Origin of the sequence: Yersinia sp. IP36721 (assembly GCF_003634395.1) — a bacterium.
Lineage (GTDB): Bacteria > Pseudomonadota > Gammaproteobacteria > Enterobacterales > Enterobacteriaceae > Yersinia > Yersinia entomophaga.
This window is the reverse complement of the sequence record NZ_QCZL01000006.1, coordinates 62,521-85,737: the sequence shown is the minus strand read 5'-3', so window position 1 is coordinate 85,737 and position 23,217 is coordinate 62,521. Positions and strand designations below refer to the sequence as shown.

Genomic DNA, 23,217 nt, shown 5'->3' with positions numbered 1-23,217 from the left:
AAAAGGCAATCCTGCGGTGATTTATCATAAAAATAAATGGCTTAAGCCGGAATAAAAATCTGTTAATACATTTCTTTTACACCGGCTTGAGTGATAAATTACGCTTTCATCTCACCATTTTAATATTTCTATATTAAAATTTAATACATCCACACTCATAGCGTTCCCATCCGCCAAAGTAGTGACTCATCTCATATTACTATATGATTGTGGCCTAATTTTTGATTGATAATATGTTATCAATCCCAACGAATTGATTATAAAAGATTATTATGAATCGTGTAATTCTCGCTATGGGACGCGAAAAGTCCCTGCTCCGCCGTCATCCTTGGGTATTTTCTGGCGCCGTTGAACGTGTTGAAGGCAAACCGCTTCCTGGGGAAACCGTTGATATTATGGACAGCCGAGGTAAATGGCTGGCCCGTGGCGCGTATTCGCCAGAGTCACAGCTGCGTGCCCGCGTTTGGACTTTCCAACAGGACGAAGCCGTTGACAACGATTTCTTTATCCGCCGCTTACAGCAAGCGCAAAGCTGGCGGGACTGGATTGCGAAGCGCGACGGTCTGGACAGCTATCGCCTGATTGCCGGTGAATCTGATGGTTTGCCTGGCGTCACCATCGATCGTTTCCAAAACTTCTTTGTTCTACAACTGTTGTCTGCCGGTGCTGAATACCAGCGTGGTGCCTTGATCAACGCGCTACAGCATTGCTATCCGGAGTGTTCCATTTACGATCGTTCCGACGTATCGGTTCGTAAAAAAGAAGGTATGGAACTGACCCAAGGTCCTATTTTGGGGGATATTCCACCAGCACTGCTACCGATTCAGGAACACGGCATGAAACTGCTGGTCGATATCCAGCAGGGTCATAAAACCGGTTTTTATCTGGATCAGCGCGATAGCCGTTTGGCCGCTCGCAATTATGCCAAAGGCCGCCGCGTACTCAACTGTTTCTCATACACTGGCGCGTTCGCCGTTTCAGCCCTTATGGGCGGATGCGAGCAGGTTATCAGCGTGGATACCTCACAGGCGGCGCTGGATATCGCTAAACAAAACGTGGAATTGAACCAGCTTGATCTGAGCAAAGCCGAATTTGTTCGTGATGATGTGTTCCAACTGCTGCGGAATTACCGCACGCAAGGGGAAAAATTCGACATGATCATTATGGATCCGCCGAAGTTTGTCGAAAATAAAAATCAGTTGGCCAGCGCTTGCCGTGGTTATAAAGACATCAATATGTTAGCGCTACAGTTACTGCGTCCAGGCGGCATTTTGCTGAGCTTCTCCTGTTCAGGATTAATGCCAAATGATTTGTTCCAAAAAATTCTGGCCGATGCCGCGCTAGATGCAGGTTGTGATATACAATTTGTAGAGCAGTTCCGTCAGGCGGCCGACCATCCGGTTATCGCAACCTATCCGGAAGGTTTGTATCTGAAAGGTTTTGCCTGTCGAGTGATGTAACGTGAAGGTGATGTAACTTGAAATGTCCTGCGCTGCCCTCATATCAGAAGGCAGCGAAATGTTTTTCAGGAGGTTACTATGATCGCCAGCAAATTCGGTATTGGCCAGCAAGTTCGCCATAAACTACTCGGTTATTTGGGTGTTGTTATCGATATAGATCCCGAATATTCCTTGGATCAACCTCAACCTGAAGACGTCGTTAATAGCGATACTCTGCGATTAGCGCCTTGGTATCACGTTGTTATGGAGGACGATCGCGGTCAGGCGATACATACTTATCTGGCAGAGGCTCAGTTGGCCTATGAAGTACAGGAAGCTCATCCTGATCAACCTTCATTAGACGAATTGGCGGTTTCTATTCGCGATCAGTTACAGGCACCGAGATTACGGAACTAAGGCTTATCGCCTAAACGTTAAACCTGATGAAAACCCAACCTCAGCGTTGGGTTTTTTTATCGTTTTTTTCCATTTCCTTGCCCTGACGCCAAGACAGTTTATTGAGATAGCGCATGCAATAATTTTAGGCTTTTTCCAAACCCAGGCGCGGAATCTCAATTTTCGGGCAACGATCCATCACCACTTTAAGACCCGCATCGGCCGCTAGCACCGCCGCTTGTTCATTAATCACACCAATCTGCAACCACAACACCTTGGCGCCAATGGTGATGGCCTCCTGCGCGATGCCGTAAGCCGCTTCGGCGTTACGAAACACATCCACCATATCAACCGGATGAGGGATATCCGCCAGTTGACCGTAGGCCGTTTGCCCCAATAAAGTTTGCCCCGCCAGCTTCGGACTCACGGGAATCACCTGATATCCCTGAGAAAGCAGGTAAGCCATCACGCCATAGCTTGGGCGACCAGGATTATTACTGGCTCCGACTAATGCGATAGTTTTGGTTTTTTTCAGTACCTCAGCAATATCATTGTCATGCATATTTCAGTTCCTCTGATGTGCATAATAAATAGAACTTATTTCACCGGTTCGTGTCCCAAAAGAGCGCGGGATCGGGTCGATTATCTCAGTGTATATCATCAGCCAAAGAGGCTGAAAAGAAAGCCGACAATTGACTTCGTTTAACCTTGATCAATGTATTTTCTGTTAAATTACATTGTTTTTTCCTTTTAAATTCAAAAATATAAACATAAGCAAATAATACAAAAAGTGTCGAAATGTAATTATAATGATGTGAGGGATAATCTTTGGCGCATTATCTTGCTTATCTGACAATACAAAGATTGGGCAAAAGGAGTGGAACATGAAAATCGGTCTTATGGTTATCGCAGTTTTAATCGCCTGCGCTAGCGGTTCGGCGCTGGCAACGACGTTAAAACTGTCGCCTGAGATTGACTTGCTGGTCGTTGACGGTAAAAACATGTCCGGTTCTTTGCTAAAAGGCGCGGAAAGTCTGGAGCTGAACAGCGGCCAGCATCAAATACTGTTTAAAGTTACTAAAAATCTTCCGTCCAGCACACCTGCCCAAATGTTTTACACCTCACCGCCGCTGATCGTGGTGTTTAATACCCAAAACGTGAAATCTGTCGCCATCCACCTTCCAACGATTACTAATACGCAAGAAGGACAGAAATTTTCTCATCACCCGCTGTATCAACTGATTGATCACAATGCTCATATTCTGCCGGTACGTTCTGATATGCTGCATCCGGATGATTTAACCAGTAGCGCTTCTCTGGAAAACATCATGGCAATCTATAACTTAGGCAATCATAAAGCCTCGGTTCCCTCTTTCGCCGCGATTCCCCCTTCAACCGTTAGCGCGGTGCCCGGTACAACGCTACCCGCAGCAGGCAACGGCATCGCCGACAAAACTACGCGCCTGAACGGTGAGAACGTTTCTGAGCAAATGCTACAGTATTGGTATTTGCAGGCAGATAAAGAAACCCAACAGCGGTTTTTGCTTTGGGCCAGGAAACACGCGGCAAAACAATAGGCGCTGTTGACTCACGTGTTTGTCAGGATAACCCCCTATTCTCTCGCGCAGGCTCGCCAATGAAAGCGGCCAAAAGTCGAATGCGGCAGAATCTGATGTGAATATCGTATTTTTCAATCCCTTCTCGCAATTTCTTGCGCTCCCTCTATGCACCAAATTCCAGTTTCAGTAATCTGTCGGGAAACCTCAGTTATTTAAGGATTTTCATGGAACTGACTACACGAACCGTTGCGGCGAGGAAACATATCGCCCTCGTGGCTCATGATCACTGTAAAAAATCGCTGCTTGCCTGGGTTGAAGGCAACAAAGAGCTACTGGCGCGACACGAACTTTATGCCACAGGCACCACTGGAAATCTGGTGCAACGTGCCACGGGGATTCCGGTACGCAGTATGCTCAGCGGGCCAATGGGTGGCGATCAGCAGGTAGGCGCGCTGATTTCAGAAGGGAAAATTGATATGTTGATTTTCTTTTGGGATCCGTTAAATGCGGTGCCGCACGATCCCGATGTAAAAGCGCTGCTGCGTCTGGCCACAGTGTGGAATATTCCAGTCGCCACAAACCGTTCTACCGCTGATTTTCTCGTCTGCTCGCCGCTATTCGATCGGGAGATTGAGATTGCTATTCCCGATTACCAGCGCTACCTGCAAGATCGTCTGAAATAATCCGCCCGCCGCGGGCCAAAGCCTGCGGGGGCAACCATTTCCTGTCAGGGTTTCTTCTGTACTGACACGCCAAGATCGCGTAACTGGCTGACAAAGACTGAAGGGCGATCGCTGTCTTGTAATAACCACACTTGATGTTTAGCCCGCGTCATGGCGACATACAGTAAACGCCGTTCCTCCGCATCGGGAAAATCTTCCGGTTGCGGCAAGAGTACGTCTTCCAACACCGACTCTCTGGCTTCCGCCGGGAATCCATCGCTGCCTTCATGCAAACCAGCGATAATCACGTACTCAGCCTGCTGCCCTTTACTGGCGTGAATGGTCATAAAATCGATATTCAGTTTGGGCCAGCGCGTTTTGGCTTTCTGCAAAATATCCGGACGTAAATGATGATAGCGAGCCAAAATCATGATTCTCTCATCATGTTTAACATAGCCGCTCAGCTTATCCAGCAGCGCCTCAAGCTGTTCATGCGGCAGGATTACCACGGATTTTTTCGTGCCTTTACTCAGGCTGTTTAGCGGTTTTTTTAACTGATGAGGATTTTGTTGGATAAACTGATTGGCTATCTCACCAATGCGATCGTTAAAACGATAGGTGGTATCCAAAGCACATTCCGCTCCTTCACCAAAATGATGACTAAAGGCGGTGGTCAGCAAGAGTTCGGCTCCGCTGAAACGATAAATGGCCTGCCAGTCATCCCCTACGGCAAACAAAGATGTTTGGGTATTTTGCTTACGCAGAGCGGAAAGTAACACTGCGCGCTGCGGCGAGATATCCTGAAACTCATCCACCAGAATGTATTTCCATGGACTGACAAAACGCCCTTTCTCCAATAAATTCACCGCTTGATGAATCAAGCCGGAGAAATCAACCGCACCTTCGTCCTTCAACGCACTTTTCCACGCTTTCAGCAACGGAGCCATCAGGCGAATGCGTTTCTGGAACAGGTCGCGCACTTCCTCATCGGCTTGTTCAATCATTTCAGCCTGGCTACCGCCGTGCATCCGCATCAGGCCAAGCCAACGTTCCAGACGCCCTCCCAAACGCGCCGCCAGACGTTTATCTTGCCAGAAACTGCCTTCCGGCACGTCCCACTCCAACTCTTCGGTCAGCCACTGCCGCCAGCCTTTGGCTTGCGCTTTCTTTTCTTCACACTGCTGTTGCCAGTTTTTGATCAATAGCGAGCGACGCGCCTGACTGTCTGATTCCAGCTTACTGATAACCGGAGTTTTACGACTGCCCTGCTGAATAATATGCAGCGCCAACGCGTGGAAGGTTTTCGCCTGAATATCTTTTGTCCCCAAACGTTGCTTAATTCTATCATTCATTTCATCGGCAGCCTGACGCCCGAAAGCCAGCAGCAAGATTTGCTCCGGCAGCGCTTCCTGGCGATGTAACAGCCAACCGGCACGCGCCACCAGCACCGACGTTTTACCACTACCCGCTCCAGCCAATACCAATACCGAATCTTCCCCATTCACTACTGCCCGACACTGGGAATCGTTCAAAGGAGAGGTTTCAACCTGCTGGAAGAAGTCGCGGTGTTGTTCCAGCACGCGGTCGGTCCATTGTCGGTTACGCATCGCAACGCTCCGGGCACCCTGCTGTAACCAACGCAGGCACAGGGCATAATCGTCGCGGCACAGCTCAAATTCACTTAATCGCTCTATCGGCATTGGCAACGCGCCAAATGCTTGCTTGATGCTTTCTTGCAATTGCGCCAAATCCGAATGCTTGAACCATTTATCTTGTTGTTCAATTTTACGGATCGAAGCCACCTGGGCCTGGAGCACTTCTGCGCTAATCTGGCTCATTTCCTCGCTCCATTTTTGCCAGACGCCTAACAAATACTGATAGAAACGCTGAGTTTCCTGCCATTCGGTGCCGTGTAACCGGACAACCTGTTGCTGTGGCAGTTCAAACTCCAGTTCTCCCCATACGATGCCGCGTTTACATTGAATATTGACCAATTGATTAAACGGAATCAGATATTGATGTTTATCACCGCTCACTTCGATGCCAGCATTCAATAATCGCACCCGATTGTAGGGATGTTGAGCCAAATGCTTGCCGAAAGATGTCGCTTTAAGTTCCATATACCTGCGCCAAAACTAGTATTGAGGGAGTTTACGTATCAAAATGGAGTGTAAATAAAATAATTGAGTTTAAACAACAGCTATCAGATAGTTTACGGGTTATTGTCAAAAACGCGTAATAATGGGAAAAGGAAGATCACTTCTAGATTCACCCGCATGGCGGCTCTTCAATTTTATCAGGCAGATTAATCATTATGCGTACTGCATTGAACATTTTGAATTTTGTTTTAGGTGGTTTCTTCACAACGCTCGCCTGGCTGGTGGCTACGCTGGTCAGCGCCCTGTTGATCGTTACCTTACCATTAACCCGCTCTTGCTGGGAAATTACCAAGCTCTCCTTTCTGCCTTATGGCAATGAGGCGATCCATGTCAATGAATTATACCCGGAAAAAAGTAATGCTCTGCTAACAACCGGAGGTTCAGTATTGAACATTATCTGGTTTATTCTGTTTGGCTGGTGGCTGTGCATTTCCCATATTTTGGCTGGGATTGCCCAGTGCTTAACCATCATCGGTATTCCTGTCGGTATCGCTAACTTTAAAATAGCAGCGATAGCCTTATGGCCAGTCGGCCGCCGGGTGGTTTCGGTTGAAATGGCGCAACAAGCCAGAACCGAGAATGCTAAACGCCGCTTTCAGCAACGCTGATTGAGAATGATGCCTTACGCTCGAGTGAATCTGTTTTGCCCGAGTGTAAGGTTCGTTTTTTGCCTAAAAGCTATGTTGATTAGCCTAGGTAATGCTCAATTCGGTCAGGCTGTTTTGTTCGTTTTAGGGGTCTTTTGTGCTCACTTTTGTTTCTGATTTACGTCGCTATGCATATAACAGCAGCTTCCTGTATTACGTTCGTATTTTTATCGCCCTGACTGGCACAACGGCGCTACCTTGGTGGCTTGGCCAACCCACACTGACTATTCCTCTGACTCTGGGAGTCGTAGCCGCGGCTCTGGCAGATCTGGACGACAGGCTGGTAGGACGCATCCGCAATTTATTGATTACATTGGTTTGCTTCTTTACCGCTTCTGCCTCCATTGAATTGCTCTTTCCCTATCCCTGGCTATTTGCTATTGGCCTGACTTTTTCGACCTGCGGATTCATTCTGCTGGGCGCGCTTGGACAACGCTACGCCACCATTGCCTTTGGCGCTTTACTGATCGCGATTTACACCATGCTGGGTACATCGATGTACGCTATCTGGTATGAACAACCGTTGCTTTTGCTGCTGGGGGCTGTTTGGTACAACCTGCTGACGCTAGCTGGCCATCTGATTTTCCCTATCCGCCCACTACAGGACAATATGGCACGCTGTTATCAGCAGCTTTCGTATTATCTGGAAGCCAAAGCCAACCTGTTTGATCCTGATATCGAAGCGAATGACAATCAGCCGCTGATCGCTGTCGCCATGGCCAACGGCGAACTGGTTTCGACCTTGAATCAGGCCAAGGTTTCCCTCGTAACCCGTCTGAAAGGAGATCGCGGGCAACGGGGCACCCGCCGTACACTGCACTATTATTTCGTCGCACAGGATATTCATGAGCGCGCCAGTTCCTCCCATGTGCAATACCAAAGCCTGCGGGAGAAATTTCGTTTTAGCGATGTGCTGTTCCGCTTCCAGCGGCTGCTAACTATGCAGGCCAGAGCCTGCCAGCAATTATCGCAATCCATCCTCTTGCGTCAAAAATATCAGCACGACCCGCGCTTTGAGCGAGCGTTTACTCATCTGGACGCTACGCTTCTGCGAATGTCGGAAAAACATAAAAACCTTCCAGAGGTTAAAGCATTATCCTATTTACTTAGAAATCTGCGTGCCATTGACGCCCAGCTTGCTGGTATCGAATCAGAGCAAGTACTGGCCGAAGAAGCTAAGCCGGAAAATCGTCTGGCCGACGACCGTATTACCGGTTGGGGCGATATCTGGCTCCGAATCAGCCGCCACCTGACGCCGCAGTCAGCCCTATTTCGCCATGCGGTTCGCATGTCCGTAGTGCTCTGTATTGGTTACGCATTTATCCAATTCACCGGCATGCAGCACGGCTATTGGATTTTGCTGACTAGCCTGTTTGTCTGCCAGCCTAACTACAACGCCACCCGCCGCCGTTTAGCTCTTAGGATCATCGGAACCCTCGCTGGTATTCTGATCGGCTTACCTATTCTTTACTTTGTGCCTTCTCTGGAAGGGCAGTTGATTTTAATCGTCATTACCGGGGTACTGTTCTTTGCCTTCCGTAATGTGCAGTACGCCCACGCCACCATGTTTATTACCCTTTTGGTGTTACTGTGCTTCAACCTGTTAGGTGAAGGCTTTGAGGTCGCCATGCCACGTGTGATTGATACCTTACTCGGCTGCGGCATTGCCTGGGTCGCCGTTTCCTTTATCTGGCCAGATTGGAAATTCCGCCATCTGCCGGCGGTGGTGAACAAGACCTTCAACGCCAACTGCCGCTATCTGGACGCCATCCTGCTGCAATACCATCAGGGAAAGGACAACAGCCTGACCTATAGGATTGCCCGCCGCGATGCGCACAATAGCGATGCTGAGTTAGCTTCGGTTATTTCCAATATGTCCGCAGAGCCTAAGAATGACCGCAAAACACATGAGGCGGCATTCCGACTGCTGTGCCTGAATCACACCATGCTGAGCTACATCTCGGCGCTAGGCGCGCACCGCGAGAAACTGACCAATCCAGCCATTCTGGAGCTACTAAATGACGCTATCTGTTATGTAGAAGCGGCGCTTAGCGAAGAACCGGTGGACGATATCCGCATGAACAAAGCGCTGGCTGCCCTTTCGGCACGTAGCGCGCAATTCAGCCCCGATCCTGAAAGCAAAGAACCGCTGGTATTACAGCAGGTAGGATTGTTACTGGAACTGCTACCTGAGCTTGCCGTATTAAATAAACAAATTGGCCAGAGAAATTCGTAATTCATAAAAATAATGCGGTGATACTCACCTGCCAGTCACAGGTTGTTGATATTTTAGCGGCCTGTGACTCCCTTCACTCGGTTACGACTTAAAGGCATATCGCGTTACTCATCGTTGGTTGAACGTTCATCGCCTTCAGTTTTTATAACAAGCGCTGACCGGCATTCCTACATCATCGAACCATTCCATCAGCTCATTGCGAATTCGACGAGGTAAAACGGCATGATGATTACCTGTAATAGCGCCGGCTAATGAGAGCAGGACATTGATCCCCAAGGACTTCCTCAAGGCCCTGAGCCTAAGATAAGTGCGTTTTGCTCCTTCACTCCTCAATTCATCCGCATTCTTTATACCGACTTTCCACAGTAAACGCTCAAGAGCAATGGTCACATTAGGCAAATCTTTCAGTCGATTGGTTTCCCTGCTTTTGGTAACGACATCTTCTTCTGCTCCTTGATAGGCCAATTGAGCAAATGCGGAAAGGTTGGATTCATCCTGCCATAACTCGGGCGTAATCCAGTAATAGCGCAACGTGACGGGAATGCCCCGTTTGGAATAAACCAAACAGCACATCCCGTAGGTTTTGAATGTGTATTCGGTACGTTCGTTTGCACGTAAATACATTTCGCCTTCAGAAACCAACGCAAACATGATGCCGTTAGCCAGCAAACCATACCCGCCAAATTGAGAACGAAATGTAATCGGGCCGAGAAAAGCAAAACGATCCTGAGCCTGGGCAATCCTTTTTTCTGATAAATGCTTCATCGCTACTCCTTTAGCAAATGATTAGCCTATAGTCCTAATTTTGATGCAATAAGTGTAAGAGGAACAACTAATTGCAAAAATACGCAATATAAATCGACTATCCAATTACAAAATTAATTTGCATTAAATTTCATCGCAAATTTGCGAAGCAGTTTGAAAAATTAGGTTGATCTTCCATCAAACACCCATTACTGTATATTCATACAGTATCACTACGGGCAGGAAATCACATGCGCACACATTCACTTAAACCTCATAATTCCAACAGTCATACTTTTGCTGCTAATACATTAGCAACAAGAACCATTTCCCCTGTGGGTAGCGGACTTATCAGTGAAATTGTTTATAGTGAGAATCAGTCCGCAGTGGTTCAACTGCTCGTTCCCCTGCTGCAACAATTGGGCAAACAATCCCGCTGGTTGCTATGGTTAACACCACAGCAGAAGCTTAGCCGTTTATGGCTTGAGAAATCCGGTTTACCCGTAGATAAAGTGGTGCAGCTAAACCAGATAGATTCTTTATCTACCGTTGAAGCTATGGAAAAAGCGCTACAGACAGGAAATTACAGTGTGGTGCTCGGTTGGTTGCCTGATTTAACGGATGAAGACCGACTAAGGCTTCGCTTAGCTGCCGAGCAGGGAAATGCATATGGGTTCATTATGCGTCCGCAAAGTGACACAAAATCGAACCAAGGACAGTGTCCAACGCTAAAAATTCATTCTTATTTGTATCATTAAGTAAATTTAGGATTTATCCCATGAAATTTAACGTGAATTACATGGGAACCTCTGAATATCAGTGCAAAGCGAGTCATTACGCGGCTTGCAGCATAAAATATTGTTCTAAAAATGACCATTTTTATGCCAAAAGTGTTAAAAAACCTGCTCATTTTTGCTTTTTTTTCAGGCGGTTTATCACATCACACTTGTAACTTTCTCGCCACGTTGTAGACTTTACATCGCTAAGGTTGCTCTAAAACGCCAAATTAAACTGGCAGCGTGAATCAACGGGAGCGTTAAAACCTTAACGAAGAATTTTAACCAAGGGCTTGGCTTTACAAAAGCTCATTGCCTATTTGGATGATAACGAGGCGTAAAATGAAAAAGACAGCTATCGCATTAGCAGTGGCACTGGCTGGTTTCGCTACAGTAGCGCAAGCCGCACCGAAAGATAATACCTGGTACACCGGTGGTAAACTGGGCTGGTCTCAGTACCATGATGTCGGTACCGGCAGTGGTATCTACAACGAAAGCAACGACGGCCCAACTCACAAGGACCAACTGGGTGCAGGTGCGTTCGTAGGTTACCAAGCGAACCAATACCTTGGCTTCGAAATGGGATATGACTGGCTTGGCCGTATGCCTTACAAAGGCGACGTTACTAACGGCGCATTTAAAGCACAAGGCGTTCAGCTGGCCGCTAAACTGAGCTACCCAATTGCTCAGGATCTGGATCTGTACACTCGTCTGGGTGGTATGGTTTGGCGTGCAGACTCTAAAGCAAACGTGCCTAGCGAAAACTTCCACGCTAGCAACCACGACACTGGCGTTTCTCCGCTGGCAGCCGTTGGTCTTGAATACGCAGTAACCAAAAACTGGGCAACTCGCCTGGATTACCAATGGGTTAACAACATTGGTGATGCTGCTACCGTTGGTGCTCGTCCAGACAACGGCATGCTGAGCCTGGGTGTTTCTTACCGTTTCGGTCAAGATGACGCAGTCGCTCCAGTAGCTCCAGCTCCAGCTCCGGCTCCAGTTGTTGATACTAAGCGTTTCACTCTGAAATCTGACGTGCTGTTTGCTTTCAACAAAGCAACTCTGAAACCAGAAGGCCAGCAAGCTCTGGACCAACTGTACTCTCAGCTGAGCTCTATCGATCCTAAAGACGGTTCTGTTGTAGTTCTGGGCTTCGCTGACCGTATCGGTCAAGCTGCTCCTAACTTGAAACTGTCTGAAGCTCGCGCTCGCAGCGTTGTAGAGTACCTGGTATCTAAAGGTATCCCAGCAGACAAGATCTCTGCTCGTGGCATGGGTCAAGCTGATCCAGTTACAGGCAACACCTGTGACAACGTGAAACCACGTGCTGCACTGATCAACTGCTTGGCACCAGATCGTCGCGTAGAGATCGAAGTGAAAGGCATCAAAGAAGTTGTAACTCAGCCACAGGCTTAAGTTTACTTCTTAATAAAAACCCCGCATTGCGGGGTTTTTTTTTAACCGTTTTCGTCATCTAAAACCAAAAACCAGAATCGCAAGAAACGCCAACAAATAACGCCTGCTTCTCATTCAGTTTCTAATCGTCTTTACCCAAAATTGCCTGTAAATCTTGTTTCAGCGATGACATCTGATTGGCATATTTCTCTTTCCGTTCGGCATCTTCAATCAACATCACTACCGTTTCGGATAAAGTATGTCCTCTTCTGCGCGCCAATGCCGCCAAACGCTGCCAAACCAGGAATTCCAGATCGATAGATTTTTTGCGCGTATGCTGATGCTCGGCATTAAAATGGCGTTTACGTCTAGCCCTAATGGTTTGCTTCATCCGATTAGCCAAATCCGCATTCATATGCGCATCGATCCACTCAAGGACTTTAACCGGCTCGCTTTCCAGTTTCAGCAGTTGTTCAATCGCATCTTGAGCTGCGCTTTTTTCAACGTGGCGAGTGATAGGTTCACCTTCACGGTGTTTTTTCACCAGATAGGCCCATTTCCAACCGCTCTCAAGATTTTCCAATTGTTGATATTTCATCGTGATCTCTTCAGTGACCGCGTAACTTCAGTAAGCATAACAGCTTTATAGGAAATTTCCCCCTGCAAATCGCGTTCATTTTGGCTGTTTTTTGTACTTAAATATCAGGATGTCACACTCCTTGTCGACAACAGCCACTCTGCGTATATGCAGCCTGCGTTATTCTTGTATAATCGCCCTTTCCCTTTTTGACGATTGCATCTAACACTTTGACCAATAACCGACTTGAATGGCAGTCTTTGCTGCCAAACACAACGCCATATGAGGCGTTGTTTGCTACCGCCACTCAGTTGGCTCCCGTATCTTTTGCGGCATATCAGCCCCGGTTGGAAAATGGCCTGACGCTATTCTGTCACCCACTTTCCAAGCCGCGCTTTATGCTGATCAAGGCGCAAGAGAGTAGCGACTATCTCAACCTGCTCTCCCAGGCAATTAATGAGTTGCTGGCAAATGAAACGCCGACGCTAGCGGGCGGTGATTATCTGGTACATGGCCATCAAGTGAGCTGGCAGCCAGCTCAGCATGGCAATGAGGCTTTTGCTGCCAAATCTACCTGTTTATGTCAGGAATGGATTGAGCCAGAGCAATTATTTGGTTGCGTTAGAATCCATAAAGATACGGTCAGCTTGCAACCGGGGTTGGTCCATCAGGCCAACGGCGGCGTGCTGATTCTGTCGGTACGTTCCCTGCTGGCGCAGCCGTTAATGTGGCTACGCCTAAAGCAAATGGTGACTCAGCAGCGTTTCGAGTGGCTCTCTCCCGATGAAACCAAGCCTTTACCATTACATATTCCCTCTATGCCTCTCGATCTGCGTTTGGTTCTGGTTGGCGATCGCCTCGGTCTAGGGGATTTCCATGATATGGAACCGGAGCTGGGTGAGCTGGCCATTTACGGCGAGTTTGAAGCTGAATTGCCCCTGCTGGACGAAGAAGGCATGGCGCTGTGGTGCGGTTATATCAACGGGTTAGTACAGCAGAATAATTTGCCGCCTTTGTCCGCAGACGCTTGGCCAGTATTGTTTAAACAAGCCATTCGTCACAGTGGCGATCAGGGCAGTTTACCACTCTGCCCGCAATGGTTAACTCGCCAGTTAGCCGAAGCCGCCATGTATGCTGAAGAAGATGAAATTACCGGTAACTCGCTGGATGTAGCCGCAAATAATCGCGATTGGCGGCAGAATTATCTGGCCGAGCGGATGCAGGACGAAATCGAACTGGGCCAGATTCTGATCGACACCGAAGGTGCGGTTGTTGGCCAAATCAATGGTCTTTCGGTACTGGAATATCCTGGCCATCCGCGAGCCTTTGGCGAACCCGCGCGCATCAGCTGCGTGGCACATATGGGCGACGGCGAATTTGTCGACGTTGAACGCAAAGCCGAGTTAGGCGGTAATCTGCATGCTAAAGGCATGATGATTATGCAGGCATTCCTGAATGCGGAGCTGGAACTTGACCAGCCGATGCCATTCTCCGCATCAATCGTTTTTGAGCAATCATACGGTGAAGTTGACGGCGACAGTGCCTCTTTGGCAGAGTTATGTGCATTGATCAGTGCTCTTTCACAACAGCCAATTAATCAACAAATTGCCGTGACCGGTTCTGTCGATCAGTTTGGGAATGTGCAACCTATTGGCGGCGTAAATGAAAAAATCGAAGGTTTCTTCGAGGTTTGTCAACGTCGTGGATTAACCGCTAGCCAAGGCGTGATTTTACCGAGCGCCAATGTGCGCCATCTCTGCCTGCACCCGTCAGTGGTTGAAGCAGTACAGAACGGGCAATTCCATCTGTGGGCCGTGGATTCCGTCACTGAAGCGTTACCACTTCTGACCGGCCTGCCTTATGCCGATGAACAACAAACCAGTTTGTTAGGTATAATTCAGGAAAGGATTGCCCAAATGAATCCACAGGATCGACGCCGACCTTGGCCATTACGCTGGCTCAACTGGTTTAACCAGGGCTGATCGGACTTGTTCAGCGTACAAGTGTACGCTAATCTGCGACCTTCAATAAAATAAGGCTTACTGAGAACATGGTAGATAAACGCGAATCCTATACAAAAGAAGACCTTGAGGCATCTGGCCGCGGCGAACTGTTTGGCGCCGGTGGACCACCATTGCCAGCAGGTAATATGTTAATGATGGACCGTATCGTGAAGATGACCGAAGACGGCGGTACTCATAACAAAGGTTATGTGGAAGCGGAACTGGATATCAATCCAGACCTATGGTTCTTCGGTTGCCACTTCATAGGCGATCCAGTGATGCCAGGTTGTCTCGGCCTCGATGCTATGTGGCAGCTAGTCGGCTTCTACCTCGGCTGGTTGGGTGGTGAAGGTAAAGGCCGTGCGCTGGGCGTAGGCGAAGTGAAATTTACCGGCCAGGTATTACCTGAAGCGAAGAAAGTAACGTACCGCATTAACTTCAAACGCGTCATTATGCGTAAACTGATTATGGGCGTCGCGGACGGCGAAGTATTGGTTGACGGTAAGGTGATTTATACCGCGACCGATCTGAAAGTTGGCTTGTTTAAAGACACTAACGCGTTCTAAACGTTTCTGCGCAGGGAGAGAGCATCTCAATCCCTGCGTAATCCAGTAAAGTGAAAACAGTGCCAGTCAAACGGCATTTTTTTGAACCATAGTTACTACTATAAATGTAGTGACTGACGTTTTGCTTCTCATTTTAGTTTTACTCGACTCGTGAGGTTACCGGCAGCTAATGCAACGAACCCATTTTGACGATATGCCCTGTCCGGTCGCCCGTTCCCTAGAGCGCGTTGGGGAGTGGTGGAGCATATTAATCCTCCGCGATGCTTTTCAGGGATTGTCGCGCTTTGACGAGTTTCAGAAAAGTTTACAGCTTTCGCCTACCATGCTAACTCGCCGACTGAAACATCTGGTCGCCAGTGGCATTCTAGACAAACATTTGTATCACGCCCGCCCCGCTCGCTATGAATATCGCCTGACTCAACGCGGAATCGATTTTTTTCCGGTATTGGTGGCAATGTTTGATTGGGGTAATAAGCATCTGGCTCCGGATGGGGCCGCAGTGATTCTGGTCGATTGCCACAGCGGTGAGCCGATTCAGCCCCAGTTGCTTGATCAACGGACCCAACGGCCTATCCTTTATCAGGATGTCACCATCGCCGCAGGCCCGGTAAGCAGTGATATCGTGAAGCGACGCCTTGCATTGATGCAAGAAAAGGCGTCTGCCCGTTCCATTGAATCCGAATAAGGAAATTGTATGAGTATGCGTCGCGTGGTGATTACCGGTATGGGCGTGATTTGCCCATTGGGAACAGGTCTCGAAATCGTCTGGCAGCGCTTGCTAGCCGGGCAATCAGGTATCCGCCGGTTGCCGGATGAGATCGTGGGAGAGCTGGCAACCAAAGTCGGTGGACAGGTTCCTACGCTGGCAGCAGATCCAGAAGGCGGTTTCGATCCCGACCGCGCCGTTTTACCGAAAGATCAAAAGAAAATGGACCGTTTTATCGAGTTTGCCATGGCTGCAGCCGATGAAGCCATTGCCCATTCAGGCTGGCAGGCAATCGCCGAAGATCAACAAGAGCGCACCGCGACCGTGATTGGTTCAGGTATTGGCGGATTCCCCGCGATTGCGCATGCGGTTCGCACCACCGACAGTCGCGGCCCCAAACGGCTGTCTCCTTTCACCATTCCGTCGTTTCTGGTCAATCTGGCCGCTGGCCACGTTTCCATTAAACACCATTTCAAAGGGCCAATCGGCGCGCCGGTTACCGCCTGTGCCGCAGGTGTTCAGGCCATTGGCGATGCGGTACGTATAATTCGCAACCACGAGGCCGACGTCGCACTGTGCGGCGGTGCCGAAGCGGCCATTGATAAGGTCAGCCTGGCCGGTTTTGCGGCGGCTCGCGCCCTTTCTCATGGTTTTAACGAACACCCGGAACAGGCATCACGGCCGTTCGATAGCGCTCGTGATGGTTTTGTAATGGGAGAAGGTGCTGGCCTGCTAGTGGTGGAAGAGTTAGAGCACGCTCTGGCTCGTGGCGCAACGCCGCTGGCGGAGATTGTGGGCTATGGTACCAGCGCTGATGCCTACCATATGACTTCCGGGGCGGAAGACGGTGACGGCGCTTACAGAGCGATGAAAATCGCATTACGGCAGGCGGGTGTGACTCCCGATCAGGTTCAGCACTTAAATGCTCATGCAACCTCAACGCCGGTAGGCGATCTGGGGGAAATCAACGCGATCAAGCACCTGTTTGGCACAAACAGTCAGCTAGCCGTCACCTCCACTAAATCAGCAACCGGCCACTTACTCGGAGGCGCGGGTGGCCTGGAAACGGTATTTACCGTACTGGCATTGCGAGACCAAATCGTTCCCGCCACCTTGAATCTGACCCATCCAGATCCTGCCAGTGCCGGATTGGATATTGTCAGCGACAAAGCTCGCCCTCACCAGATGACTTATGCGCTTTCTAACGGTTTTGGTTTTGGCGGGGTTAACGCCAGTATTTTGCTGAAACGTTGGCAGGGCTAGTTTTTTGTCGCGATAAGCAAGACTATGCTGAGTAGTCTTGTCTCTGAAATGAAAACCTCCGCCTAAAGCGGAGGTTATCCTCGAATCACAGGGAGCCGCTTAAGCGGTCACAGCCCTGTCAGCCATGGCTTGTCGCCACCCTCCTAGCCAATGAGACCGGGCGTCTAACGATTGGTAGGGACAAATTTCCCTTGAACGCCCTGAAATACCTGCCTGATATCCTCTTGATAATGCCCGTTCCAGACGATCTCTTTTCTGTCTCTTCATGCCTCTTATCCCTCATTTCTTGTCTGCTGGAAAGAAAACAGTGGCTGTTTTATGTACAACCACGATTAAGAAATAGTCCTTTTGACAGGGAAAATCAATGCGCAATATTCACGCCAATGTCACATTTGTGAGCTACGCCCGTTTAATTGACTAAGTGATTGATTTAAAGGGGAGAGATAACATTATGATTTTAAATAAAAAGCCCCTTGCCATGTCATCAGAATAATGAGAAGGAAAAGGGGCTTAGACTGAATTAGTACAAAATATTACTGAATACGTTGCAACTGAGTAGCGATGTTCTGAGCTTCCTGTTGCCAGCCTTGTGCCAACGTACGAATCAGCGCGTCATAGCCATCTTCGCTCTGCTTCACTTCCAGATCAAATGGCTGCTTAATCAGCTTGCCCTGATATTTCACCACCCAAACCCCTTTGACTATTGCCTTACCGTCAAAACGGCCATGGAAACCGGTCACCGTGACATTTAACACCGCCTGATCGCTGTCCAGTGGCTGAGCTGAAACCAGCCAGCCCGGCAATGCGCTGCTCAGGTTGGTAACCAGCGTTTGCTGTAATTGCTGATCCAACGGGCTGGCCCACAGATTGTTATTAGCAATGACATACTGCACATCATTCGTCTGATAAACCACGCCGGACGCGGCCAGATAATCCGCGACGCTGACATGTTCCAGCCACAGTTGCCGAGTCACACCTTGTGTGTCGCTGCTGACGGCAACCGGCGTACCTAACGCAGGTAACTGGTAGTAGGTTTTAGACGTGCTGCTGCTACAGGCGCTGAGTACCAGCGCCATAAATACCATCATCCATTTCATCATTTTTTGGCCTTCTTAGGCTGAGGGTCTTGGCTGCCGGCGGCTTCAAATACCAGCGCGTTACTCTTTTCATTCAGGGTACGCAGTACCGGTTGCAGTTCGCGTAATACCTGATCCAAACGTTGCATATCGCCGACCATTTTATTGTAGGCAGGTGAACCCGGCTGGAAGCCTTTCATGCTGCGATTCAGCTCGGTTAACGTTTTCTGAAGATCTTGCGGCAGATCTTTCATCGCCTGACTGGAGGTGATCTCGTTCAGCGACGCCAACGTTTTCTGGGTTTCACGCATGGTTCTCTGGCTTTCGGCCAGTGTCTGCGTGACTTCATGCAACATCGGCGTTAACGGCAGATTATTGATCTTATCCAGCGTCATCATGACTTTTTGCTGAATCTGCGCTAGCCCGCCGCTCACCGTTGGTATCAGAGAATAACCCGCTATGTCCTGCGGCCCTTTCCACGGTTTAGCATCCGGATAGAAGTCTAAATCGACGAACAAAGCGCCGGTCAACAAATTGCCAGACTTCAGTGATGCGCGTAAACCACGCTCTTTGGCGGTTTTTAGAATTTGCTCAAAGTTGGCATCCGGCCCCAGATCGTTACGGAAACGGCCCGGTTCGATGCGAATTAATACCGGAATACGGAAATCGTTATCCAGGCGCTGTTTCACGCCTTCGGCATAGAACGGCACATCGCCTACGGTACCGACGCGAATACCACGGAATTCAACCGGCGCGCCAGCCTGCAAACCGCGCACAGAGTCAGAGAAGAACAGCAGGAAATCATCATGTTCGGTAAACAAGGAATTCTGAATACTGCTGCGATTATCAAACAGTTTAAACTGAGTTTTATCCTGAGTAACAGGCTTACCTAAAGCGACCCCCTCCGGCACATCGAAACTGACGCCGCCGCTGAATAAGGTCGCCAGCGAGGCCATTTCCACCCGCATTCCCTGCGAGGATAAATCCACCGCCACGCCGCTATCTTTCCAGAAGCGGACGTTGGAAGTCACCAGACTGTCATAAGGTGCGCTGATAAATAGCTGATATTGCATTAAGCGAGACGTTGGGTCGAAAGAACCGGTTTCTACCGAACCCACGCGATAACCACGGAACAGCACCGGATCGCCGGCGTTCAATTGCCCTGCCTGATCGCTATCCAACACGATACGCAACCCCTTGGCATCCGGAGAAGCTAACGGCGGTGAATCAAGCAGATGGAACTCATCATGGCTTTTATCCGTGCGGCCCGGCTGTAGCTCGATATAGGCACCAGATAATAAAGTACCCAGACCTGACACGCCTTCCCGGCCAATTTGCGGCTTAACCACCCAAAACGCTGAATCGGTACGCAGTAACTTCTCCATGCCTGAATTCAAACGCGCTTTGATGATGACCTGATTGAGATCGTTACTCAAAGTCACCATTTCTACCGTGCCGACATCGACACTGCGACTTTTGATTTTGGTTTTACCCGCTTCGATGCCTTCGGCATTTTGCGTATATAAAGTCACCTCAGGCCCTTGATGGCTAAAGTGGTAAAACAATATCCACGCGCCGATCAGGGCGGTCACTATCGGAATGATCCACACCGGAGACCAGCGTTTGATTTTTTCTATCTCTGCCACACCATGGCTTGGGTTACTGTCCGTCACCTTGCGGCTCCTTCTTGGTTGTTTCACTCATCCGATCCCAGGTTAACCGAGGATCAAAGGTCAATGCTGCCAGCATGGTTAAAATCACCACCATTGCGAATAGTAATGCGCCTATAGCCGGATAAATACTCATGAGCTGGCCTATGCGGACTAACGCCGAAAGCACTGCAATAACAAAAACATCGATCATTGACCAGCGGCCAACAAACTCGACCACTTCGTAAATAAAATGCATCCGTTCGCTATCAGTTTTGCCCTTCCCTTTCGCGTCCCAGCACAACCAGCCGATGGCCAGCATTTTCAGCGAAGGCACCATAATACTGGCGATAAAGATCACCATTGCCACCGGATAGGAACCTTCTCCCCATAGCAAAATCACACCGGCCATAATGGTCGAAGTCATTTCATTACCGAGCGCTTCGGTGATCATGATTGGCATCAGATTTGCCGGAATATACAGCAGGATAGAGGTTATCAGCAGCGCCATCGTCCATTGCAGGCTATGGCGGCGACGGGCGTAGCCGCGGGTGTGGCAACGCGGACATTCTCGTTGATTGACCGGCAAAATCGCGGTGCAGCAAGAGCAAGAACGCACGCCCTGACGGATCCCCGTGCGGCCAAAGGTCAGCTCGCAGTTTATCGCCGGAGCCGGTTCGATATCCTGCCACAGCCAGCGGCGATCCACACATTGAAAAGCTCGCACCTGTAGCAGGCAAAACAGGCAGTAAGGCACAAAACTGCTGCCGATACCGATATCTCCGTAGGCCATCAGCTTAACGAAGCTAACCAAAACACCGGCAAGGAAAATTTCCACCATACACCAGGTTTTGAACATAAACAGCGCTTTGGCCATCACGGTTTTCAGGTGTTTCGGTAGGCGAGTACCTGAACAGAGTAGGATAATCGCCATCATGCAAAATGCGGGGATTAACTGCACCAGCACCATGAACAGCGTCGCCATGCTGGCGTAATTATCGTTCAGCATAACGCGAGGAATTTGAATCAGCGTAATTTCACTGGTAATCCCTGCCACCCGCATATTAACGAAGGGGAACAGGTTAGCAACCAATAGCATAAATAACGCACTGAGCGCATAGCCTATAGGCCGTTTACGCGGTTCTTCCCACCGCATACTCAGTGTTGTTTTACAGCGCGGGCAAACGGCTTTGGTGCCATAAGATAACTTCGGCAATGCCACCAGCATATCGCACTGCGGGCACAGCATCGCGTCATTACTTTCAACATGATGATGGCCGTGATCGTGATGGCTAACAGAACACAATAGAACTCTCCTTCACGGCAATATTTCAGCGCCAAAAAATACCGTTCTGCTACACAATTCGTTTTACGCATTGGCAACAGAACGGTATGGCAGCCGTTAAGTCAGTGGAGTGCAGCAATAGCCCTACGCTCCCCCGCTTTAATTAGCCGTTTTTCTGTGCTTCCAATTCTTCCCAACGTGCAAAAGCCACTTCCAACGTTTGTTCTGCGGCGGCCAGCGCTTTTAGCACCTGCTGGGTTTCCTCATGAGGACGGGAGAAGAAATTGGCATCGCTCACCTGAGCTTGTAATGCGCTAATTTCATCTTCCAGTTTCTCAAGCTGCTGCGGCAACTGATCCAGTTCACGCTGCAAGTTATAACTGAGTTTACCTGTCGAACGCTTAGCCGACGCTGTATTCTTTTCCGGGGCAGCGGCTTTAGGCGTTTCTACCTTCGGCGCAGCCTGGCGAATCGGCTTGGCTTCAGCGCGCTGTTTATGAGCATCGTAATAACCGCCCACAAAGCTGCTGATTTCGCCGTTGCCTTCGAAAATCCAGCACTCGGTCACAGAGTTATCGACGAACTGACGATCATGGCTGACTAACAATACGGTGCCCTGATAGCCATCCACCATCTCTTCAAGCAATTCCAACGTTTCGACGTCCAAGTCGTTGGTTGGCTCATCGAGAATCAACAGGTTGCTAGGTTTCAGGAATAGTTTAGCCAATAACAGGCGGTTACGCTCTCCACCGGACAAGGCTTTCACCGGCGTCATTGCCCGCTTTGGATGGAACAAGAAGTCCTGCAAATAGCCCAGAACGTGACGTGAACGGCCATTAACCATCACTTCCTGTTTACCTTCCGCCAGGTTATCCATCACGGTGCGCTCTGGATCCAATTCAGCGCGGTGCTGGTCGAAGTAAGCCACTTCCAGCTTGGTACCGCAGTGAACCTTACCGCTATCGGCCTGTAACTGGCCGAGCATCAGCTTCAGCAAAGTGGTTTTCCCACAGCCGTTCGGCCCAACCAGAGCGATTTTATCGCCGCGTTGTACCTGCGCGGTGAAGTTTTTCACCAACACTTTATCGCCAACCTGATAATTGACATTTTCCAGATCGAAGACAATCTTGCCCGAACGCACGGTTTCTTCCACCTGCATCTTGGCGGTGCCCATCACTTCACGACGCTCAGAACGCTCCTGGCGCAACGCTTTCAAGGCACGCACGCGGCCTTCGTTACGAGTACGGCGCGCTTTAATCCCCTGACGGATCCACACTTCTTCCTGAGCCAGTTTGCGATCGAATTCAGCATTTTGCAGTTCTTCAACCCGCAGCGCCTCTTCTTTGCTCGCCAGATACAGCTCGTAGTTACCCGGCCAGGACACCAGTTTACCGCGATCCAGATCCACAATACGGGTTGCCATCGCACGGATAAATGAACGGTCATGGGAAATAAAGATGATGCTACCCTGAAACTCTTTCAGGAAACCTTCCAGCCAGTAGATCGTTTCGATATCCAAGTGGTTGGTTGGCTCATCTAGCAACAATACTTTTGGCGAACTAACCAACGCTCGACCCAGCGCCGCTTTACGCAGCCAGCCGCCGGAAAGGGAGGACAGCTCGGCGTCAGCGTTCAGACCCAACTGTTCCAGCACTTCATGAATACGGCTATCTAACTGCCACAGGCCCTGATGATCAAGAATTTCCTGTAACGCCGCCAAACGATTCAGATTTTTCTCGCTTGGATCCAGCTCAACCTGATGCAAAGTGGCATGGTAGGCTTTCAAATGCTCCGCCTGCTCCTGCACCCCTTCCGCAACGAAGTCAAACACGGTGCCAGCCACATTACGCGGCGGATCCTGTTGCAGACGCGCCACGATCAGATCTTGTTCGTACACAATGCGCCCGTCGTCCAGTGCAATTTCCTTGCTCAGGATTTTCAACAGTGTGGATTTACCCGCGCCATTACGACCGACCAAACAGACGCGTTCGTTCGGTTCAATATGTAATTCGGTATTGTCTAACAAAGGTGCATCACTGAACGACAGCCAGGCACCTGACATGCTAATTAACGACATAG

The 23,217-nt window shown here is 49.4% G+C and carries 21 protein-coding genes; 12 read left to right on the top strand and 9 right to left on the bottom strand.

Annotation, left to right across the window (positions count from 1 at the left end; genetic code table 11):
• Positions 1-269: 269 nt before the first annotated feature.
• A complete protein-coding gene (gene rlmI / locus DBA33_RS07690) occupies positions 270-1,460 on the top strand; it encodes a 23S rRNA (cytosine(1962)-C(5))-methyltransferase RlmI (RefSeq protein WP_179207933.1) in 1,191 nt (396 codons plus the stop codon).
• A 78-nt stretch (positions 1,461-1,538) separates the two neighbouring features.
• A complete protein-coding gene (gene hspQ / locus DBA33_RS07685; RefSeq protein ID WP_064512972.1) occupies positions 1,539-1,856 on the top strand; it encodes a heat shock protein HspQ in 318 nt (105 codons plus the stop codon).
• A gap of 124 nt (positions 1,857-1,980) precedes the next feature.
• On the opposite strand, the gene DBA33_RS07680 is transcribed toward hspQ, so the two are convergent.
• Entirely contained in the window at positions 1,981-2,397 is a 417-nt protein-coding gene (locus tag DBA33_RS07680) for a CoA-binding protein (protein WP_064512970.1), read from the bottom strand.
• Positions 2,398-2,719: 322 nt separating this feature from the next.
• Between DBA33_RS07680 and DBA33_RS07675 the strand changes: the two genes are divergently transcribed.
• Both DBA33_RS07675 and DBA33_RS07670 read left to right on the top strand, forming a co-directional pair.
• Positions 2,720-3,412, top strand: a complete 693-nt coding sequence (locus DBA33_RS07675) for a DUF2057 family protein (RefSeq protein WP_064512968.1) — start codon at positions 2,720-2,722, stop codon at positions 3,410-3,412.
• Between the two features lie 206 nt (positions 3,413-3,618).
• Complete coding sequence (locus DBA33_RS07670) at positions 3,619-4,077, top strand: methylglyoxal synthase (protein ID WP_064512966.1); 459 nt, start codon at positions 3,619-3,621, stop codon at positions 4,075-4,077.
• Between the two features lie 44 nt (positions 4,078-4,121).
• Here DBA33_RS07670 and helD read toward each other — a convergent pair whose 3' ends face one another.
• Positions 4,122-6,176, bottom strand: coding sequence for a DNA helicase IV (gene helD / locus DBA33_RS07665; RefSeq protein ID WP_064512964.1), 2,055 nt, complete (start codon positions 6,174-6,176; stop codon positions 4,122-4,124).
• 194 nt (positions 6,177-6,370) lie between these two features.
• Here helD and DBA33_RS07660 point away from each other — a divergent pair, with 194 nt between their 5' ends.
• Together DBA33_RS07660 and yccS are read left to right on the top strand one after the other, a co-directional pair.
• Positions 6,371-6,823, top strand: coding sequence for a YccF domain-containing protein (locus DBA33_RS07660; protein WP_064512962.1), 453 nt, complete (start codon positions 6,371-6,373; stop codon positions 6,821-6,823).
• Positions 6,824-6,959: 136 nt separating this feature from the next.
• A complete protein-coding gene (gene yccS / locus DBA33_RS07655) occupies positions 6,960-9,098 on the top strand; it encodes a YccS family putative transporter (protein ID WP_120806123.1) in 2,139 nt (712 codons plus the stop codon).
• Positions 9,099-9,233: 135 nt separating this feature from the next.
• On the opposite strand, the gene DBA33_RS07650 is transcribed toward yccS, so the two are convergent.
• On the bottom strand, positions 9,234-9,863 hold the full coding sequence (locus DBA33_RS07650; RefSeq protein ID WP_064512958.1) for a TfoX/Sxy family DNA transformation protein: 630 nt from the start codon (positions 9,861-9,863) through the stop codon (positions 9,234-9,236).
• A 230-nt stretch (positions 9,864-10,093) separates the two neighbouring features.
• Between DBA33_RS07650 and sulA the strand changes: the two genes are divergently transcribed.
• Both sulA and ompA read left to right on the top strand, forming a co-directional pair.
• The gene (gene sulA, locus DBA33_RS07645) at positions 10,094-10,600 is read left to right on the top strand and encodes an SOS-induced cell division inhibitor SulA (protein ID WP_120806121.1); all 507 of its coding nucleotides are present in this window, start codon (positions 10,094-10,096) and stop codon (positions 10,598-10,600) included.
• A 360-nt stretch (positions 10,601-10,960) separates the two neighbouring features.
• Positions 10,961-12,034, top strand: coding sequence for a porin OmpA (ompA, locus tag DBA33_RS07635; protein WP_064512954.1), 1,074 nt, complete (start codon positions 10,961-10,963; stop codon positions 12,032-12,034).
• Positions 12,035-12,155: 121 nt separating this feature from the next.
• On the opposite strand, the gene matP is transcribed toward ompA, so the two are convergent.
• Positions 12,156-12,611: a macrodomain Ter protein MatP gene (gene matP / locus DBA33_RS07630; protein ID WP_064512953.1), complete on the bottom strand. Its 456-nt coding sequence runs from the start codon at positions 12,609-12,611 to the stop codon at positions 12,156-12,158.
• Positions 12,612-12,820: 209 nt separating this feature from the next.
• Here matP and DBA33_RS07625 point away from each other — a divergent pair, with 209 nt between their 5' ends.
• From DBA33_RS07625 to fabF, 4 genes are all read left to right on the top strand, one after another.
• A complete protein-coding gene (locus DBA33_RS07625; protein WP_162975181.1) occupies positions 12,821-14,572 on the top strand; it encodes a Lon protease family protein in 1,752 nt (583 codons plus the stop codon).
• Between the two features lie 68 nt (positions 14,573-14,640).
• Positions 14,641-15,159 carry a bifunctional 3-hydroxydecanoyl-ACP dehydratase/trans-2-decenoyl-ACP isomerase gene (fabA, locus tag DBA33_RS07620; protein ID WP_049596478.1) on the top strand — a complete coding sequence of 173 codons (519 nt, stop codon included), beginning with the start codon at positions 14,641-14,643 and terminating at the stop codon, positions 15,157-15,159.
• A gap of 169 nt (positions 15,160-15,328) precedes the next feature.
• Positions 15,329-15,844 carry a helix-turn-helix domain-containing protein gene (locus DBA33_RS07615; protein ID WP_120806116.1) on the top strand — a complete coding sequence of 172 codons (516 nt, stop codon included), beginning with the start codon at positions 15,329-15,331 and terminating at the stop codon, positions 15,842-15,844.
• A 9-nt stretch (positions 15,845-15,853) separates the two neighbouring features.
• Positions 15,854-17,128, top strand: a complete 1,275-nt coding sequence (gene fabF, locus DBA33_RS07610; protein ID WP_120806114.1) for a beta-ketoacyl-ACP synthase II — start codon at positions 15,854-15,856, stop codon at positions 17,126-17,128.
• 99 nt (positions 17,129-17,227) lie between these two features.
• Here fabF and rmf read toward each other — a convergent pair whose 3' ends face one another.
• From rmf to DBA33_RS07585, 5 genes are all read right to left on the bottom strand, one after another.
• Positions 17,228-17,395 carry a ribosome modulation factor gene (rmf, locus tag DBA33_RS07605; protein ID WP_038402188.1) on the bottom strand — a complete coding sequence of 56 codons (168 nt, stop codon included), beginning with the start codon at positions 17,393-17,395 and terminating at the stop codon, positions 17,228-17,230.
• A 266-nt stretch (positions 17,396-17,661) separates the two neighbouring features.
• Entirely contained in the window at positions 17,662-18,228 is a 567-nt protein-coding gene (gene pqiC / locus DBA33_RS07600) for a membrane integrity-associated transporter subunit PqiC (RefSeq protein WP_064512945.1), read from the bottom strand.
• Positions 18,225-19,877: an intermembrane transport protein PqiB gene (gene pqiB, locus DBA33_RS07595; protein ID WP_064512943.1), complete on the bottom strand. Its 1,653-nt coding sequence runs from the start codon at positions 19,875-19,877 to the stop codon at positions 18,225-18,227. Before pqiB ends, pqiC begins: the two co-directional genes overlap by 4 nt.
• Positions 19,864-21,159 carry a membrane integrity-associated transporter subunit PqiA gene (pqiA, locus tag DBA33_RS07590; RefSeq protein WP_071889715.1) on the bottom strand — a complete coding sequence of 432 codons (1,296 nt, stop codon included), beginning with the start codon at positions 21,157-21,159 and terminating at the stop codon, positions 19,864-19,866. Before pqiA ends, pqiB begins: the two co-directional genes overlap by 14 nt.
• A gap of 142 nt (positions 21,160-21,301) precedes the next feature.
• Positions 21,302-23,215 (bottom strand): ABC transporter ATP-binding protein, encoded by a 1,914-nt coding sequence (locus DBA33_RS07585; RefSeq protein ID WP_064512941.1) that lies wholly within the window; start codon positions 23,213-23,215, stop codon positions 21,302-21,304.
• Positions 23,216-23,217 lie beyond the last annotated feature (2 nt).

What these genes read in the sequence shown, in the direction of transcription:
- DBA33_RS07675 (WP_064512968.1), top strand. Translation starts at nt 2,720, where the DNA reads ATGAAAATCGGTCTTATGGTTATCGCAGTTTTAATCGCCTGCGCTAGC.
- DBA33_RS07660 (WP_064512962.1), top strand. Translation starts at nt 6,371, where the DNA reads ATGCGTACTGCATTGAACATTTTGAATTTTGTTTTAGGTGGTTTCTTC.
- DBA33_RS07680 (WP_064512970.1), bottom strand. Translation starts at nt 2,397, where the DNA reads ATGCATGACAATGATATTGCTGAGGTACTGAAAAAAACCAAAACTATC.
- pqiC (WP_064512945.1), bottom strand. Translation starts at nt 18,228, where the DNA reads ATGATGAAATGGATGATGGTATTTATGGCGCTGGTACTCAGCGCCTGT.
- DBA33_RS07650 (WP_064512958.1), bottom strand. Translation starts at nt 9,863, where the DNA reads ATGAAGCATTTATCAGAAAAAAGGATTGCCCAGGCTCAGGATCGTTTT.
- helD (WP_064512964.1), bottom strand. Translation starts at nt 6,176, where the DNA reads ATGGAACTTAAAGCGACATCTTTCGGCAAGCATTTGGCTCAACATCCC.
- rmf (WP_038402188.1), bottom strand. Translation starts at nt 17,395, where the DNA reads ATGAAGAGACAGAAAAGAGATCGTCTGGAACGGGCATTATCAAGAGGA.
- DBA33_RS07615 (WP_120806116.1), top strand. Translation starts at nt 15,329, where the DNA reads ATGCAACGAACCCATTTTGACGATATGCCCTGTCCGGTCGCCCGTTCC.
- hspQ (WP_064512972.1), top strand. Translation starts at nt 1,539, where the DNA reads ATGATCGCCAGCAAATTCGGTATTGGCCAGCAAGTTCGCCATAAACTA.
- fabA (WP_049596478.1), top strand. Translation starts at nt 14,641, where the DNA reads ATGGTAGATAAACGCGAATCCTATACAAAAGAAGACCTTGAGGCATCT.
- DBA33_RS07670 (WP_064512966.1), top strand. Translation starts at nt 3,619, where the DNA reads ATGGAACTGACTACACGAACCGTTGCGGCGAGGAAACATATCGCCCTC.
- ompA (WP_064512954.1), top strand. Translation starts at nt 10,961, where the DNA reads ATGAAAAAGACAGCTATCGCATTAGCAGTGGCACTGGCTGGTTTCGCT.
- DBA33_RS07585 (WP_064512941.1), bottom strand. Translation starts at nt 23,215, where the DNA reads ATGTCGTTAATTAGCATGTCAGGTGCCTGGCTGTCGTTCAGTGATGCA.
- fabF (WP_120806114.1), top strand. Translation starts at nt 15,854, where the DNA reads ATGAGTATGCGTCGCGTGGTGATTACCGGTATGGGCGTGATTTGCCCA.
- matP (WP_064512953.1), bottom strand. Translation starts at nt 12,611, where the DNA reads ATGAAATATCAACAATTGGAAAATCTTGAGAGCGGTTGGAAATGGGCC.
- sulA (WP_120806121.1), top strand. Translation starts at nt 10,094, where the DNA reads ATGCGCACACATTCACTTAAACCTCATAATTCCAACAGTCATACTTTT.